The organism is Bacillus sp. REN10 (genome assembly GCF_016820555.1).
In the GTDB taxonomy this organism is placed as follows: Bacteria; Bacillota; Bacilli; order Bacillales; family Domibacillaceae; genus Bacillus_CE.
In genome coordinates, this window is record NZ_JADHDW010000002.1 from 279331 (window position 1) to 295423 (window position 16093).

16 protein-coding genes are annotated in these 16093 nt (G+C 41.6%); all 16 read left to right on the top strand.

All coding sequences use genetic code 11. The features are described 5' to 3' along the window. The first annotated feature begins 3 nt into the window (after window positions 1–3). The 16 genes from sdaAA to trmD all read left to right on the top strand — a co-directional run bounded on the left by sdaAA (window position 4) and on the right by trmD (window position 16036). On the top strand, window positions 4–894 hold the full coding sequence (sdaAA, locus tag IRB43_RS04650) for an L-serine ammonia-lyase, iron-sulfur-dependent, subunit alpha (protein WP_203362272.1): 891 nt from the start codon (window positions 4–6) through the stop codon (window positions 892–894). Continuing rightward, window positions 863–2938 (top strand): ATP-dependent DNA helicase RecG, encoded by a 2076-nt coding sequence (recG, locus tag IRB43_RS04655; protein ID WP_238941804.1) that lies wholly within the window; start codon window positions 863–865, stop codon window positions 2936–2938. Before sdaAA ends, recG begins: the two co-directional genes overlap by 32 nt. A 90-nt stretch (window positions 2939–3028) precedes the next feature. Beyond that, on the top strand, window positions 3029–3613 hold the full coding sequence (gene fapR, locus IRB43_RS04660; protein WP_203362273.1) for a transcription factor FapR: 585 nt from the start codon (window positions 3029–3031) through the stop codon (window positions 3611–3613). After that, window positions 3610–4611: a phosphate acyltransferase PlsX gene (plsX, locus tag IRB43_RS04665; protein WP_203362274.1), complete on the top strand. Its 1002-nt coding sequence runs from the start codon at window positions 3610–3612 to the stop codon at window positions 4609–4611. Before fapR ends, plsX begins: the two co-directional genes overlap by 4 nt. A gap of 13 nt (window positions 4612–4624) precedes the next feature. Further along, a complete protein-coding gene (gene fabD, locus IRB43_RS04670) occupies window positions 4625–5572 on the top strand; it encodes an ACP S-malonyltransferase (protein WP_203362275.1) in 948 nt (315 codons plus the stop codon). Beyond that, on the top strand, window positions 5569–6312 hold the full coding sequence (fabG, locus tag IRB43_RS04675; RefSeq protein WP_203362276.1) for a 3-oxoacyl-[acyl-carrier-protein] reductase: 744 nt from the start codon (window positions 5569–5571) through the stop codon (window positions 6310–6312). Before fabD ends, fabG begins: the two co-directional genes overlap by 4 nt. A gap of 63 nt (window positions 6313–6375) precedes the next feature. Then, a complete protein-coding gene (gene acpP / locus IRB43_RS04680; protein ID WP_041100323.1) occupies window positions 6376–6609 on the top strand; it encodes an acyl carrier protein in 234 nt (77 codons plus the stop codon). A gap of 116 nt (window positions 6610–6725) precedes the next feature. After that, on the top strand, window positions 6726–7463 hold the full coding sequence (gene rnc, locus IRB43_RS04685; RefSeq protein ID WP_203362277.1) for a ribonuclease III: 738 nt from the start codon (window positions 6726–6728) through the stop codon (window positions 7461–7463). Window positions 7464–7479: 16 nt separating this feature from the next. Next, complete coding sequence (gene smc, locus IRB43_RS04690; RefSeq protein ID WP_203362278.1) at window positions 7480–11055, top strand: chromosome segregation protein SMC; 3576 nt, start codon at window positions 7480–7482, stop codon at window positions 11053–11055. Continuing rightward, window positions 11052–12044 (top strand): signal recognition particle-docking protein FtsY, encoded by a 993-nt coding sequence (ftsY, locus tag IRB43_RS04695; protein WP_203362279.1) that lies wholly within the window; start codon window positions 11052–11054, stop codon window positions 12042–12044. Before smc ends, ftsY begins: the two co-directional genes overlap by 4 nt. Window positions 12045–12227: 183 nt before the next feature. Then, window positions 12228–12521 (top strand): putative DNA-binding protein, encoded by a 294-nt coding sequence (locus IRB43_RS04700; protein WP_238941828.1) that lies wholly within the window; start codon window positions 12228–12230, stop codon window positions 12519–12521. A gap of 12 nt (window positions 12522–12533) precedes the next feature. Beyond that, the gene (gene ffh, locus IRB43_RS04705; protein WP_203362281.1) at window positions 12534–13883 is read left to right on the top strand and encodes a signal recognition particle protein; all 1350 of its coding nucleotides are present in this window, start codon (window positions 12534–12536) and stop codon (window positions 13881–13883) included. A gap of 128 nt (window positions 13884–14011) precedes the next feature. Beyond that, window positions 14012–14284, top strand: a complete 273-nt coding sequence (gene rpsP / locus IRB43_RS04710) for a 30S ribosomal protein S16 (RefSeq protein WP_203362282.1) — start codon at window positions 14012–14014, stop codon at window positions 14282–14284. An 89-nt stretch (window positions 14285–14373) separates the two neighbouring features. After that, a complete protein-coding gene (locus IRB43_RS04715) occupies window positions 14374–14760 on the top strand; it encodes a YlqD family protein (protein WP_203362283.1) in 387 nt (128 codons plus the stop codon). 14 nt (window positions 14761–14774) lie between these two features. Next, window positions 14775–15293: a ribosome maturation factor RimM gene (gene rimM, locus IRB43_RS04720; RefSeq protein ID WP_203362284.1), complete on the top strand. Its 519-nt coding sequence runs from the start codon at window positions 14775–14777 to the stop codon at window positions 15291–15293. After that, window positions 15293–16036 (top strand): tRNA (guanosine(37)-N1)-methyltransferase TrmD, encoded by a 744-nt coding sequence (gene trmD / locus IRB43_RS04725; RefSeq protein ID WP_203362457.1) that lies wholly within the window; start codon window positions 15293–15295, stop codon window positions 16034–16036. Before rimM ends, trmD begins: the two co-directional genes overlap by 1 nt. Window positions 16037–16093: the final 57 nt, after the last annotated feature.

Consider the following 16093-nt stretch of genomic DNA (forward strand, 5'->3'; position numbering starts at 1 on the left):
AAGATGTTTAAAACAGCAGCAGAACTCGTCAACATGGCTAATGAGCAGCAGAAAAAGATTTCAGATATCATGATTGAACAAGAAATGACCGTTACTGGAAAAACATTAGATGAAGTGATGTCTTTCATGGAGAGAAATTTAGATGTCATGGAGCAAGCGGTGAAAAGGGGATTAAGTGGAGTGAAATCCCTATCCGGATTAACGGGTGGAGATGCGGTTTTGTTGCAAGATTATATTGCTAAAGGTCAAACGTTATCAGGACCATTATTATTGGATGCTGTGAGTAAAGCGGTTGCGACTAACGAAGTAAATGCTGCTATGGGAACCATCTGTGCGACTCCCACAGCTGGTAGCGCAGGGGTGGTCCCTGGCACTTTATTTGCCATTCAAGAAAAGCTGAAACCTTCCAAAGAAGACAAGGTTCGTTTTTTGTTTACAGCGGGAGCTTTCGGGTTTATTGTTGCTAATAATGCTTCCATTTCCGGTGCGGCAGGCGGTTGTCAAGCGGAGGTCGGTTCCGCATCTGGAATGGCTGCGGCTGCCATTGTCGAAATGGCAGGTGGAACCCCTGCTCAAAGTGCGGAAGCGATGGCGATTACTTTAAAAAATATGCTCGGACTTGTCTGTGACCCTGTGGCTGGTTTAGTGGAAGTTCCTTGTGTGAAGAGAAATGCGATGGGAGCAGCCAATGCGCTTGTCGCAGCTGATATGGCTCTCGCTGGCATAACAAGTCGAATTCCGTGTGATGAAGTGATTGAGGCCATGTATAAAATTGGTCAAACGATGCCGACTGCATTAAGAGAAACAGCCGGCGGAGGATTAGCTGCAACACCAACCGGGCGTAAGTTGGAGGAACAAATTTATGGATCAACAACCCGAAATGCAAGTCAATGATTCCCCTCTGTTACAAGAAACGAGCTGTTTAAAAGGGGTCGGCAAAGAAACAGCCGCTTCTTTAAAAGAGCTTGGTATAGAAACCATTCATGATTTGTTGTACTACTTTCCTTATCGTTATGAAGATTATCGTTTAAAGGATTTAGCGGAAGTGGCTCATGATGAACGGGTGACAGTGGAAGGAAAAGTTCATAGCGTTCCGTCGCTAATGTTTTATTCTAAGAAAAAGTCACGCTTAACATTTAAGTTACTAGTAGGCCGTTACTTAGTCAGTGTTGTTTTTTTTAATCAGCCATATTTAAAAAATAAAATTAATATTAATGACACGGTCACGCTCACTGGGAAATGGGATAGAAGTCGCCAAACGATTACGGCGCAGCAGATGAATCTTGGCCCTCATCAAAGGCAGGGTGATTTTGAGGCTGTTTATTCATTGAAAGGGATTGTATCCCCAAAATTATTTCGTAAATATGTGGGGCTAGCACTATCACAATATGGAGAGTGGATCGAAGAAACATTACCTGCTCAGTTTTTGCGGCAATATAAGTTGTTAACTTGCCGTGATGCGCTTCGTGCGCTCCATTTTCCGGCGAATGGAGAAGACATGAAGCAAGCTAGGCGAAGATTTGTCTATGAAGAATTTTTGACTTTTCAATTGAAAATGCAAGCTTTGCGAAAATTTGAGCGGGAACACTCCCAAGGTATGAAGCAAAATTATGAGGTGCAGCAGTTAAAGCTCTTTATTGATTCGTTGCCTTTTACAATGACAAATGCCCAAAAGCGAGTCGTTAATGAGATTTGTGCGGATTTAAAATCTCCTTATCGGATGAATCGGCTGTTGCAAGGGGATGTAGGTAGCGGAAAAACGGCTGTTGCGGCTGTTGCCCTATATGCCAGTGTAACAGCAGGAAATCAAGGGGCTTTAATGGTGCCGACAGAGATCTTAGCTGAACAACATGCGGATTCTTTAACTGAACTGTTTGAGCCAATGGGGATTTCTTTAGCCCTTTTAACGAGTTCAGTGAAAGGGAAGCGCAGAAAAGAGCTTCTCTCGCGGCTGGAAGCTGGAGAAATTGATGTCGTGGTTGGTACTCATGCATTAATTCAAGAGGATGTTCATTTTCGCCGTCTGGGGCTTGTTATTACCGATGAACAGCATCGTTTCGGGGTCAATCAAAGAAGAATATTGAGGGAAAAGGGAGAGAGTCCGGATGTGCTGTTCATGACAGCTACTCCGATTCCGCGAACGCTGGCGATCACGGTTTTTGGTGAAATGGACGTTTCTATCATTGATGAAATGCCTGCAGGGCGAAAAGCCATTGAAACGTATTGGGCGAGAGAAGAGATGCTCCAGCGCGTCCTTGGCTTTATGGAAAAAGAATTAGTGAAAGGTCGTCAAGCTTATGTCATTTGCCCGTTAATAGAAGAGTCAGAGAAAATGGATCTGCAAAACGCTTTAGATGTCCATTCGCAGCTCGTGCATTATTTTCATGGCCGCTTTCAAGTGGGCTTGATGCACGGCCGGCTTTCTGCTGAAGAAAAAGATCAGGTCATGAAAGCTTTTGCGGACAATCATATTCAAGTGCTTGTTTCGACCACCGTAGTAGAAGTTGGAGTCAATGTGCCTAATGCTACGATGATGGTCATTTACGATGCAGAGCGGTTTGGTCTCTCGCAGCTACATCAGCTTCGTGGCCGTGTTGGTCGGGGGAGTGAACAATCATATTGTATTTTACTAGCTAATCCGAAAACAGAAGTCGGTCAAGAACGCATGAAAATTATGACGGAAACAAATGATGGGTTTGTATTAAGTGAAAAAGATTTGGAACTGCGCGGACCGGGAGATTTCTTCGGAAGAAAGCAGAGTGGTTTACCGGAATTTAAAGTGGCTGATATGGTGCATGATTATCGCACATTAGAAATTGCTAGAGAAGATGCTAAAAGGTTAATTGAATCGGAAGAGTTTTGGCAGGAGGAAGAGTTTTCGATGCTTCGTGAGTCCCTCCAGCAATCCGGTGTTCTTTCAGGAGAAAAACTAGATTAATTGGGAATGCAAGATTTTCCTTGCATTCTGTTTTTTTTGCTTTTATACTACTGTTAGTACCTAGTCCTAATATCGGATGGTGTAATATTGATGAGACGTTCAAAAAAAGAGAGACAATCCCAGTTGCAAGAAACGATTAAAGATAATCCATTTGTAACGGATGAAGAGTTGGCGGACCGCTTCGGAGTGAGCGTGCAGACGATTCGTCTAGACCGCATGGAGCTCTCCATACCGGAACTGCGTGAAAGAATCAAGCATGTGGCTGAAAAGAAATTAGCGGATGAAGTTCGCTCATTGCCAATTGAAGAAGTAATTGGCGATGTGATTGATATTGAATTAGATAAAAGTGCGATCTCCATTTTCGATGTCCAGAAAGAGCATGTCTTTACGAGAAATGGCATTGCACGAGGGCATCACTTGTTTGCTCAAGCCAATTCTCTCGCTGTAGCTGTCATTAACGATGAATTAGCCTTGACAGCAAAGGCGAACATTCATTTTAAGCGCTCCGTGCGTGAAGGTGAGCGAGTAGTGGCAAAAGCGAAAGTGGTCGATGTCAATAAAGAAAATGAAAGAACGATCGTTGAAGTACATAGTTATGTTGGTCATGAATTAGTGTTTCAAGGCGATTTCACAATGTATCGTTCCAATATAGAAGCAAAGGATGAAATAAAATGAAAATAGCAGTAGATGCGATGGGCGGAGATCATGCGCCAAAGGAGATTATTTTAGGAACGAATCGAGCTTTAGAGGAAATTCCGGATCTCGAAGTACTAATTTTTGGTGACGAAGAGAAAATGAAGCCACTTTTAACTCCAACGAGTCGTGCTACTATTATTCATTCCGAGGAAATCATTTCAGGAGCAGATGAGCCTGTTCGTGCCGTGCGTCGTAAAAAGAAAGCGTCGATGGTCATGATGGCTCAAGCTGTGGCCGATGGAGAAGCTGCTGCCTGTGTCTCAGCAGGGAACACAGGAGCGTTGATGGCGGCTGGTTTATTTATCGTCGGTCGAATTGATGGTATTCAGCGCCCCGCTTTAGCCCCTACGTTACCAACGATTGACGGTCGCGGCTTTGTGATGTTAGATCTCGGTGCAAACTCAGATGCGAAACCGGAACATTTAGTGCAATATGCGTTAATGGGTTCGATCTATGCTGAAAAAGTGAGAGGGATTGAAAAGCCTAAAGTTGGTCTTTTAAACATCGGTACCGAAGAGAAAAAAGGAAATGAATTAACGAAAGAAGCGTTTGTACTGCTGAAGCAGCAAACAAACATTCATTTTATCGGAAATGTTGAATCAAGAGATTTGCTCAATGGTGTTGCTGATGTAGTTGTCACGGACGGCTTTACTGGCAACATGGTTCTAAAGACATTAGAAGGCACAGCTCTTTCAATTTTCTCGATGTTAAAGTCTTCTTTAACCTCTTCACTAAAGGCAAAAATCGGTGCAGGCTTACTGAAATCTGAATTATACGGACTGAAAAATAAAATGGACTATACAGAATATGGCGGTGCGGGCTTATTCGGTTTAAAAGCCCCTGTTATCAAGGCTCATGGTTCATCTAATGCCAATGCGTTTTATAATGCATTAAAACAGGCCTATACAATGGCGCAAGCGAACGTGCCAGCAACCATTCAAGATGCAGCAAATTTGTTAGTAGAAAATAAAAACTAAGGGGGCGAAACTGATGGGGAAAATAGCCTTTGTATTTCCGGGTCAAGGTTCACAAGCAGTCGGTATGGGACAATCGCTAGCCGACCAGCATAAAGATATTCATCAATTATTTATGAGGGCAGATGAGAGACTAGGTTTCTCTTTAAGCGATATTATCTTTAATGGTCCACAAGAAACACTGACGTTAACAATGAATGCGCAGCCTGCTTTATTAGCAACTAGCATGGCGGTGTTGCAGCGCTTTTCTACAGAAGGGATCGTTCCTGATTACGTGGCGGGTCATAGCTTAGGAGAATATACCGCTTTAACAGCAGCCGGTGCTTTATCATTTGAGGATGCCGTTTATGCTGTTCATAAGCGCGGTCAATTTATGGAAGAGGCTGTGCCGGCAGGAGAAGGAACGATGGCTGCTGTATTAGGAATGGAAAGAAGCGTGTTACAGCAAGTAGTGGATGAAGTAACCGCTAATGGAAATGCGGTTGGTCTTGCAAATTTAAACTGTCCGGGTCAAATTGTTATATCCGGTACAAAAGCAGGAGTAGAACAAGCTTCTGAACTAGCGAAAGAAAAAGGGGCTAAACGAGTGCTTCCGTTAAATGTGAGCGGTCCGTTCCATTCTTCTTTGATGAAGCCAGCAACGGAACAGCTAGAAGCTGTATTGAATGAAATTGAACTTCATGATAGCCGCGTACCTGTTATGGCCAATGTAGATGCAAAAGTTGTTCAACAGGCAGATGAAATTAAGCGAAAACTATTGCAACAATTGTATTCTCCTGTATTGTGGGAAGACAGTGTGGGAGCACTGATTGCAGAGGGTGTGGATACCTTTATTGAAATTGGTCCAGGTAAAGTGCTTTCCGGCTTGATTAAAAAGATTAATCGTCAAGTTCGAACGTTTGCGATTCAAGACGAAGAATCCATTCAGGCAGCAGTAGCACAATTAAAGGAGGCATCTCAATGAAATTATTAGGGAAATCAGCTTTAGTAACAGGCGCTTCACGCGGCATTGGCCGAGAAATTGCTCTCGAGCTTGCCCGTCAAGGAGCGGATGTAGCTGTTAACTATTCAGGTAGTGAAGCGAAAGCGAATGAAGTGGTGGAAGAAATTAAAGCGCTTGGCCGTCAAGCGATTGCTATTCAATGCAATGTGTCAAACAGTGAATCTGTGCAAGAAATGGTCAATCAAACGGTGAATACGTTTGGAAAAATAGATATTTTAATTAATAATGCAGGTATCACAAGAGACAACTTGCTGATGCGTATGAAAGAGCAAGAGTGGGATGATGTGATTAATACGAATCTTAAAGGTGTGTTTCTTTGTACAAAGGCAGTCACTCGTCCAATGATGAAACAGAGAAGTGGCCGTATTGTTAATATTGCTTCAATCGTAGGTGTAAGCGGTAATCCGGGACAAGCAAACTATGTCGCTGCTAAAGCAGGTGTGATTGGCTTAACGAAAACAACGGCGAAAGAGCTCGCTTCAAGAGGGATCACAGTCAATGCGATCGCGCCAGGTTTTATTACAACTGACATGACTGATGTATTGCCAGAAGAAGCGAAACAAGCAATGCTGGGTCAAATTCCGCTTGCTCGCTTTGGTGAACCGGCAGATATTGCAAAAACAGTTGTGTTTTTAGCGTCGGAAGATTCAAAGTATATGACAGGTCAAACATTGCACATTGATGGCGGCATGGTCATGTAATAGAAAATTTATTTAATCTTGACGGGAATTCGTCTATAATGACTTGAGGGGAGGTGAACGAATATGGCAGACGTATTAGAACGTGTAACGAAAATCATCGTAGATCGTCTTGGAGTAGAAGAATCTCAAGTAACATTAGAAGCTTCTTTCAAGGAAGATCTAGGAGCGGATTCTTTAGATGTAGTTGAACTTGTAATGGAATTAGAAGATGAGTTCGATATGGAAATTTCTGATGATGATGCAGAGAAAATTGCGACAGTGGGTGACGCTGTGAATTATATAAACAGCAAAAACTAAGTCGTTGAAAGATGCAGGCTCCGTTATCTAAACGGAGCTTTCTTCTTTTGCGATTTTTTTCATTTTCGACTAAACTGTCTTTGAGTGTAAATTTGTTATGTAGTGGAGGAAGTCCCATGAGGAAAGCAAATAAAGAATATCGAAAACCATCGCATAGAAAAGATGAATCCTTTAAGCAATTACAGCAAAAATTAGGCATTCAATTTCATGATGAACGACTATTAAAACAAGCATTTACGCATTCATCCTATGTGAATGAGCATCGGAAAAAACCATATGAAGACAATGAACGGTTAGAGTTTTTAGGAGATGCCGTCTTAGAGCTGACTGTTTCACAATTTTTGTTTAAAAAATATTCGCTATTATCAGAAGGTGATTTAACCAAATTAAGAGCGGCGATCGTTTGTGAGCCTTCTCTTGTGACGTTTGCCAATGAACTCCAATTTGGTGAAGTGGTGTTGCTTGGGAAAGGAGAGGAAATGACAGGCGGCCGTATGAGACCGGCTCTTTTGGCTGATGTATTCGAAGCGTTTGTTGGTGCGCTGTATTTAGATCAAGGGATGGAGACGGTCATTTCCTTTTTAGAAGATGTGGTTTTTCCGAAAATTAATTCCGGTGCTTTTTCTCATATGATGGATTACAAAAGTCAGCTGCAGGAACTAGTGCAGCGACAAACGAAAGGACAGCTTGAATATCGAATTCTTGATGAAAAAGGACCTGCCCACAGCAAAGAATTCGTTGCTCAAGTTTCGCTTAATGATGAAGTGCTTGGAAGCGGTCAGGGGAAATCAAAAAAGGAAGCGGAACAATATGCTGCTCAAATGGCTTTAGCAGCGTTGCAACATAAAGAATAGAAAGTGGGAAAGACATATGTTCCTGAAGAGATTGGAAATCTTAGGTTTTAAGTCTTTTGCAGAGCGCATTTCTGTCGATTTTGTCGATGGAGTTACAGCGGTGGTTGGTCCGAATGGATCCGGAAAAAGCAATATTACTGATGCCATTCGCTGGGTATTAGGAGAACAGTCAGCTAAAAGTTTACGCGGTGGAAAAATGGAAGATGTGATTTTTGCAGGAAGTGATACTCGAAGAGCCCTCAATTTTGCTGAAGTCACGTTAACTTTAAATAATGAAAAGCAGGTTCTGCCGATTGAATACAATGAAGTCAATGTCACAAGAAGGGTCTACCGATCAGGAGATAGTGAGTATTTCATCAATAAACAATCGTGCCGGTTAAAGGATATTGTCGAACTGTTTATGGACTCCGGTCTTGGAAAAGAGGCCTTTTCGATTATTGGCCAAGGGAAAGTAGAAGAAATATTAAACAGCAAACCTGAAGATCGGCGCGCAATTTTTGAAGAAGCAGCTGGTGTTCTTAAATACAAAGTGCGTAAGCGAAAAGCGGAACAAAAACTGACTGAAACACAGGAAAACTTAAATCGTGTTCAAGACATTTTATACGAGCTTGAAAGTCAAGTAGAGCCGCTGCGAATTCAGGCTTCCATGGCAAAAGACTACCTTGAGAAGAAAGAGGAGCTGAAAACATATGATATCGCCTCTATCGTTCATGACATCGATCAGCTCCATGCCGAATGGGAAAGGTTAAAGGAAAGCTTTACTTTGCATCAGCAAAAAGAAATGCAGCTGTCTGCTAATTTGCAAAGTAAAGAAGCCTCAACAGCAGCGTTAAGGGACCAAATAACAGCACTTGATGAATCTGTTAACGATTTGCAAACTGTTTTATTAGCAGCTAGTGAGGAACTAGAAAAATTAGAAGGCCGCAAGCAAGTATTAAAAGAGCGTAAAAAAAATGCTGTTCAAAATGAAGGTCAGTTAGCTGATTATATGAAAGAAACGAAAGAGAAAATAGCGGAGCTTTCGCAACAAGCACAAGCGCTTGAGCAAAAGGTGCAGGCAGATCGGCTAGAAGAGGAACAATTGCGTCATCAGCTCAGTGAAAAGCAAAAGGAAATGCAAACGTTATCGCAAGATTTAGAGGCGAAAATTGAGTCATTAAAGGCTGATTATATTGAAGGGCTCAATGAACAGGCTTCAGCGAAAAACGAGCTTCATAATTTATCTCAACAAATGGAACAGTTGACTCGTCGCAGAGAAAGAATTGATGGCGAAAACGAAAAACAAGTAGCTGAAAGACAGCAAATTGAGATCAGTAAAAAAGAAATTGAGGAAAAATTAACTACGGCCCAACATGAGCTGACTTTGCATGTTGAAGCGTTTCGAAGCGGGCAACAAACGTTAGAGGCGCTGAAAGCTAAGTATACAAAACAAGAATCAAATTTATATCAAGCCTACAAAATTTTGCAAGACGCTAAGTCAAGAAAAGAGATGCTAGAGTCTTTAGAAGAGGATTATTCTGGCTTCTTTCAAGGTGTAAAAGAAATATTAAAAGCGAGAGATCATACACTTTCAGGCATTGAAGGTGCAGTAGCTGAAGTGATTGATGTGCCTAAAGAGTATGAAACAGCGATTGAAATCGCCCTCGGCAGCAGTATGCAGCATATTATTACTCAAGATGAAGCGTCCGCTCGAGCAGCAATTGCTTATTTGAAAACGAATCGTTATGGTCGTGCCACTTTCCTACCTTTAACAGCTATGAAAGAGAAAGTATTCCCGGCAGTCGTTCTTTCTCAGCTCGAAAATGATGCCCGTTTTATTGGAATTGCTTCGAATTTGATTCGATATGATGAACGATATAAACAGGCAATTAGGAGCATTTTAGGTCTTGTTGTCATTGCAAAGGACTTAACAGGAGCAAATGAATTAGCGAAAATGCTCGGTTACCGCTATCGAATCGTTACATTAGACGGAGATGTCGTCAATCCAGGAGGTTCGATGACAGGAGGGGCAATGAAACAAAAAGCCAGCTCCTTATTAACCCGTAAAAATGAGCTGGAGGATTTAAAGACAAAACTGGCTTCTATGGAAGAGAAAACAGCCACGGTTGAGCGTGAAGTCAAGAAGCTGAAAGAAACGATTGCTAAAAATGAAATCTTGCTTGAAGGTATGCGCACTAAAGGCGAACAATTGAGAGCATCAGAGCAGCAATGGAAAAATGAACTGCTTGAGTGGCAGTTTTCTTATCAAACGATCAACGAACGTTTATCGTTGTATGATAGGGAGAAAAAAGAATTCCAAGAGGAAAAAGAAAGACTTGTTCACCGCTATCAATCTGTTGAACAACGATTGGCTCATCAACAAGAAGAAATAAAGGCACTAGATGCTGAAATTAAGAATTTAACTGAAAAAAGGAAGCAGGAAAGCTCATTAAAAGAATCTTTACTGCAGTCGATGAGCGACACGAAATCGATGCTTGCTGTTAAGAAAGAACAATTATTCACTGGTCAAACTCGACTAGAACAAGTGCAAAAAGAATTAGCTGAGACTAAAAAGAAACAGCTGCAATGGGAAGAAGAATTGCACTGGCTCAAATCAGAAATGTCTTCTAGCCATCAGGGGGAAGAAGAGCTTGAGCAAGCGGCACGCATGAAGCAAATTGATAAAGAGCAGACGGTTACACTCATTTCTTTGCGCAGGAAAGAACGTTTAGAGAAACAGCAAAAGCTAGAAGGGGAAGAGCTAGAACTAAAAGAGTTAAGGCGGCTTCATAAAGCAATGAGTGAGGCAGTTCAAGATGAAGAAGTGAAAATCAATCGTCTCGATGTGGAAATAGAAAATCGCCTAGAGCAATTACGCAAAGATTATGCCATGTCTTATGAATATGCAAAAGACACCTATCCTTTGCCGTTTCCGATAGACGAAGTGCGCAAAAAAGTGAAATTGATTAAGTTGTCGATTGAGGAGCTTGGCACTGTCAACATCGGAGCCATTGATGAATATGAGCGTGTATATGAACGGTATACGTTTCTTGAAGAACAGCGAGTAGATTTGCAAGAGGCGAAAGATACACTGATGCAAGTGATTGAAGAAATGGATGTTGAAATGACGAAGAGATTTAAGGAAACATTCCAAGCGATCAGCTCTCACTTTTTGCCGGTCTTTCAAGCGCTGTTTGGCGGAGGAAGAGCGGAATTGAAATTGACGGAGCCGAATGATTTGCTTCATACAGGTGTAGACATTGTTGCACAGCCTCCAGGGAAAAAGTTGCAAAACTTAAGCCTTTTATCTGGCGGAGAACGAGCATTGACGGCGATTGCCTTATTGTTCTCGATTTTGAAAGTGCGCCCTGTTCCGTTTTGTGTGCTCGATGAGGTCGAAGCGGCATTGGACGAGGCAAATGTTTATCGTTTTAGTAAGTATTTAAAACAATTCAGTGAGGAGACGCAATTCATTGTTATTACTCACCGCAAGGGCACAATGGAGGAAGCGGATGTGTTATATGGAGTGACGATGGAGGAATCGGGTGTCTCTCGATTAGTGTCTGTTCGGATGGAAGAAACACCGCAATTGAAGGAGGAAATGGTGAAATGAGTTTTTTTAAAAAGTTAAAAGAGAAGTTTACAGCCACAACTGATCAAGCAACCGAAAAGTTCAAATCCGGTTTGACGAAAACGCGAGATAATTTTTCTAATAAAGTGAATGATCTTGTCGCTCGCTATCGCAAAATTGATGAGGACTTTTTTGAGGAATTAGAAGAGATTTTAATCGGAGCTGATGTGGGCTTTGAGATCGTAATGGAGTTAGTAGAGCAGCTTAAATTTGAAGTGAAACGCCGCAATACAAAGGATCCGGCAGAAGTGCAAGATATTATTACAGAGAAATTAGTAGAGATTTATCAAGCCGGTGAAGGTACGCCAAATGAAATAAACATTCAAGAGAATGATTTAACAGTCATTTTGTTCGTTGGTGTCAATGGTGTCGGCAAGACAACAACCATTGGTAAGCTCGCTCATAAGTATAAATCTGAAGGGAAAAAAGTGCTGCTTGCTGCCGGAGATACATTCCGTGCTGGAGCGATTGATCAATTAGAAGTATGGGGAGAACGAACAGGTGTTGACGTTATTAAGCAAGGAGAAGGCTCGGATCCGGCGGCGGTCATGTATGATGCTGTTCGTGCCGCTAAATCCAGAAATGTAGATATTTTGCTTTGTGACACGGCTGGAAGACTGCAAAATAAAGTCAACTTAATGAATGAGTTAGAAAAAGTAAAACGAGTCATTGAGCGTGAGATTCCAGGGGCTCCGCATGAGGTGTTGATCGTTCTTGATGCGACAACAGGACAAAATGCTATGGTTCAAGCGAAAACATTTAAAGAAGCAACGGATGTATCCGGCATCGTGTTAACCAAGTTAGATGGAACGGCAAAGGGTGGCATTGTTCTTGCCATCCGAAAAGAACTGGATATTCCAGTGAAGTTCGTTGGATTAGGAGAGAAAATGGACGACCTTCAGCCATTCGATGCCGAAAAATATGTATACGGTTTATTCTCTGGTTTACAAATGGAGGAGAAAGAAGAATAAGTCGGTGTTTCCTTTATCTCATACGGCTCGCTACAGTCCATACGTCGCTAAACAGCGCCTTCCGCTTTTCGATTATGTAAAGTTTTTTTCTTGACATTGGTTTTGTTTGTGAGTACAATATTCGAGTGTAAAGGTTTTTAACTTAACAAAGGGGGGCTTTGGGTGCTTGAAAAGACGACGAGAATGAATTACTTATATGATTTTTATCAATCGTTGTTAACTGAAAAGCAGCGAAGTTATATGTCCCTTTATTATTTGGATGATTTCTCTCTTGGTGAAATTGCGGAGGAGTATGGAGTGAGCCGTCAAGCGGTTTATGACAATATTAAACGCACGGAATCTATGTTGGAGGAATATGAAAGTAAGTTGTTTTTATTCAAAAAATTTCAAGAGCGCACGAAGCTATTGCAGAAGTTGAAAAAAGTGACTTCTGACAAGGAATGGCCTATTCTCGAAGCGCTGGAGAAATTAGATTAGGAGGCGGCACAGATGGCATTTGAAGGATTAGCCGACCGACTGCAAAATACGATGCAAAAAATCCGAGGCAAAGGAAAAGTAACCGAAGCAGATGTAAAGGAAATGATGCGTGAAGTGCGTCTCGCCCTTTTAGAAGCGGATGTTAACTTTAAAGTTGTCAAAGATTTTGTAAAAAAAGTCAGTGAGCGCTCCGTCGGTCAAGAGGTCATGAAAAGCTTAACTCCCGGTCAGCAGGTCATTAAAGTAGTTAAGGAAGAATTGACAGCGTTGATGGGGGGAGAGCAAAGTCAAATTGCTGTGGCTAAGCGACCGCCAACGGTCATTATGATGGTTGGTTTGCAAGGTGCTGGTAAAACGACAACGACAGGAAAACTGGCGAATTTGCTTCGTAAGCGCTATAATCGCAAACCGTTATTAGTTGCTGCCGATATTTATCGACCCGCTGCCATTAAGCAGTTGGAGACTCTCGGAAAGCAATTAAATATGCCTGTGTTTTCGTTAGGCGATCAAGTGAGTCCTGTGGAAATTGCTAAACAAGCAATTGAAAAAGCGAAAGCTGATCATCATGATTATGTTTTGATTGATACAGCGGGGCGTCTGCACGTCGATGAAGCGTTAATGGACGAACTAAAGCAAATTAAAGAGCTGACAAACCCTGATGAAATCTTCCTTGTTGTTGATGCAATGACAGGTCAAGATGCTGTCAATGTCGCTCAAAGCTTTAATGATCAACTTGGCGTAACGGGCGTTGTGTTAACCAAACTTGATGGTGATACACGCGGAGGGGCTGCTTTGTCCATTCGTGCAGTCACTGACAAACCGATTAAGTTTGCCGGAATGGGAGAAAAGCTAGATGCGCTAGAACCTTTTCACCCGGAACGGATGGCTTCGCGAATTCTTGGCATGGGGGATGTGCTCACCTTAATTGAGAAAGCACAATCCAATGTTGATGAAGAGAAAGCCAAAGAGCTAGAACAGAAAATGAGAACAATGTCGTTCACATTTGATGACTTCCTCGATCAATTAGGTCAAGTTCGTTCAATGGGACCTTTAGATGAAATCATTAAAATGCTTCCAGGAGCGAATAAAATTAAAGGCTTAAATAATATTCAAGTCGATGATAAACAAATTGGCCATATTGAAGCGATCATTCGCTCGATGACAAAGGAAGAAAAGCAACATCCTGAAATCATTAGCGCGGGTCGCAAAAAGCGAATTGCTAAGGGGAGCGGTACATCCATCCAAGAGGTGAACCGTCTACTTAAGCAATTCGAGGAAATGAAAAAAATGATGAAACAAATGTCTGGTATGCAGCAAAAAGGAAAGAAAAAAGGCATGCCATTCAAATTTCCTTTTATGTAAGGAAAAGCGGAAACAGCCGGTTAGACTCGGCAGAGCTAGACAAAATGTAAAGAAAAAAACCTTTACAAACAATAGTGTTATTTGCTATTATACTATCTTGTGTAAAACTATTCGGAGGTGCTTTAAAAATGGCAGTAAAAATTCGTTTAAAACGCATGGGTGCAAAAAAATCCCCATTCTATCGTATCGTAGTAGCAGATTCTCGTTCTCCTCGTGATGGACGTCAAATCGAAACAATTGGAACATACAACCCAGTTGTTCAACCAGCTGAAGTGAAAATCAACGAAGAGCTTGCTCTTAAATGGCTTCAAAATGGTGCGAAACCATCTGATACAGTTCGTAACCTATTCTCTAACGAAGGCATCATGGAGAAATTCCATAACGCTAAATTAGGCAAATAATAAGTAGCAATCAATTAGGGAGGAGAAAACCTCCCTTTTTGTGTATATAATTATCATTTCTTCCCTAAAATGAATGGGAGGTTCTAGCCATGTACATTTTGCAAACAGTCATCGTGAAACAGGTATTAACTGAAAAAATGAAGCGTCAGCTACTCCTTTCATATGAGGAGCAAAAGAGCCAGCTCCAAAGAGAATACGAACAGCTTCGTTTTGAGCAAAAGAAAGCGGAGAAGAAGTACAAAAATAGCCAAAAAGAGAGTGTTCAGCTATATGAAAGAGAAATGCAAAAGCGTTTAGATAAAATCCAAAACATCGAATTTCAAGTCAATCAGTTAAGCCTATTACCGCTAGGAAGGGAACTGAAAGAAAAAGAGCTTCAGACGATGACAGAAGTGAATGTCGGTGACCGCTGGAGCGATATTGAAAACGAGAAAACGATCGTCATTAAAGATGGCATCATCATTGACATTCGATAGAGGTGAAACACAAGATGGAAAAGTGGTTTAATGTTGGAAAAATTGTCAACACTCACGGTATTCGTGGGGAAATAAGAGTGATTTCACGAACGGACTTTCCAGATGAAAGATATAAGGTAGGCAATGTGCTGTACTTGTTTACGCAAGAGGAAACAGAAGGGAAGCCTGTTATTGTGGCTTCTCACCGTCAGCATAAAAACTTTGATTTGCTGACGTTAGAAGGGTACGACAACATCAATCAAGTTGAACCTTTAAAAGGGGCTTTATTAAAAATTAAAGAAAGCCAGCTTGGTGAATTGCCAGAAGGGGAATATTATTTTCATGAAATCATCGGATGCGCTGTACAAACGCTCGATGGCGAAGAAATCGGGAAAGTAAAGGAAATCTTAACACCTGGCGCCAATGATGTGTGGGTGGTGAAAGGTGAAAAAGGAAAAGAACATTATATCCCTTATATTGAGCAAGTTGTCAAAAAGGTAGATATAAAGGAGAAAGTGATTATTATTGAACCGATGGAAGGGCTTCTATCATGATGAATATCGACGTTTTATCGCTGTTTCCGGAAATGTTTCAAGGTGTCTTTCATTCTTCTATGCTAAAAAAAGCAGCCGATAAGGGGAAAGTCCAATACAACGTCGTTAATTTCCGTGAATTTGCTGAAGGGAAGCATCATACGGTGGATGATTATCCTTACGGCGGAGGAGCTGGAATGGTGTTAAAGCCTCAGCCTGTATTTGATGCAGTCGCTCATTTAAAAGAGAAAGCTTCCTCCTCGCAGCCTCGAATTATATTAATGTGTCCTCAAGGAGAGCGATATACACAAAAAAAAGCCGAAGAGCTAGCTAAGGAAGAGCATTTAATTTTTATTTGTGGCCACTATGAAGGATATGATGAAAGAATTAGAGAGCATCTTGTTACCGATGAAATTTCGATAGGTGATTATGTGTTAACAGGCGGAGAGCTTGGAGCAATGGTTGTGGCGGATAGTGTGGTTCGTTTGCTGCCGGATGTGTTAGGAAATGAAGCTTCCCCTGTGCTGGACTCTTTCTCATCTGGTTTGCTCGAGCACCCGCAGTATACAAGACCAGCTGATTTCCGAGGGTGGAAAGTGCCGGATGTTCTTCTTTCAGGAAATCACCGATTAATTGATGAATGGCGTGATCAACAGTCATTAAGACGCACATGGGAACGTAGACCGGATTTATTAGACAAATATCCATTAACTGAGCGACAATTGACTTGGATCCATCAGTGGAATCAACAAAAAAGAACTTGATTTATTCATCCGGTTTTGATAGAATTTACAAGTGGTTTGTAGCAAAAGCTGCAGCCG

What these genes read in the sequence shown, in the direction of transcription:
- smc (WP_203362278.1), top strand. Translation starts at nt 7,480, where the DNA reads ATGTTCCTGAAGAGATTGGAAATCTTAGGTTTTAAGTCTTTTGCAGAG.
- fabG (WP_203362276.1), top strand. Translation starts at nt 5,569, where the DNA reads ATGAAATTATTAGGGAAATCAGCTTTAGTAACAGGCGCTTCACGCGGC.
- fabD (WP_203362275.1), top strand. Translation starts at nt 4,625, where the DNA reads ATGGGGAAAATAGCCTTTGTATTTCCGGGTCAAGGTTCACAAGCAGTC.
- rimM (WP_203362284.1), top strand. Translation starts at nt 14,775, where the DNA reads ATGGAAAAGTGGTTTAATGTTGGAAAAATTGTCAACACTCACGGTATT.
- ffh (WP_203362281.1), top strand. Translation starts at nt 12,534, where the DNA reads ATGGCATTTGAAGGATTAGCCGACCGACTGCAAAATACGATGCAAAAA.
- rpsP (WP_203362282.1), top strand. Translation starts at nt 14,012, where the DNA reads ATGGCAGTAAAAATTCGTTTAAAACGCATGGGTGCAAAAAAATCCCCA.
- plsX (WP_203362274.1), top strand. Translation starts at nt 3,610, where the DNA reads ATGAAAATAGCAGTAGATGCGATGGGCGGAGATCATGCGCCAAAGGAG.
- trmD (WP_203362457.1), top strand. Translation starts at nt 15,293, where the DNA reads ATGAATATCGACGTTTTATCGCTGTTTCCGGAAATGTTTCAAGGTGTC.
- IRB43_RS04700 (WP_238941828.1), top strand. Translation starts at nt 12,228, where the DNA reads ATGAATTACTTATATGATTTTTATCAATCGTTGTTAACTGAAAAGCAG.
- ftsY (WP_203362279.1), top strand. Translation starts at nt 11,052, where the DNA reads ATGAGTTTTTTTAAAAAGTTAAAAGAGAAGTTTACAGCCACAACTGAT.
- sdaAA (WP_203362272.1), top strand. Translation starts at nt 4, where the DNA reads ATGTTTAAAACAGCAGCAGAACTCGTCAACATGGCTAATGAGCAGCAG.
- recG (WP_238941804.1), top strand. Translation starts at nt 863, where the DNA reads ATGGATCAACAACCCGAAATGCAAGTCAATGATTCCCCTCTGTTACAA.
- IRB43_RS04715 (WP_203362283.1), top strand. Translation starts at nt 14,374, where the DNA reads ATGTACATTTTGCAAACAGTCATCGTGAAACAGGTATTAACTGAAAAA.
- rnc (WP_203362277.1), top strand. Translation starts at nt 6,726, where the DNA reads ATGAGGAAAGCAAATAAAGAATATCGAAAACCATCGCATAGAAAAGAT.
- acpP (WP_041100323.1), top strand. Translation starts at nt 6,376, where the DNA reads ATGGCAGACGTATTAGAACGTGTAACGAAAATCATCGTAGATCGTCTT.
- fapR (WP_203362273.1), top strand. Translation starts at nt 3,029, where the DNA reads ATGAGACGTTCAAAAAAAGAGAGACAATCCCAGTTGCAAGAAACGATT.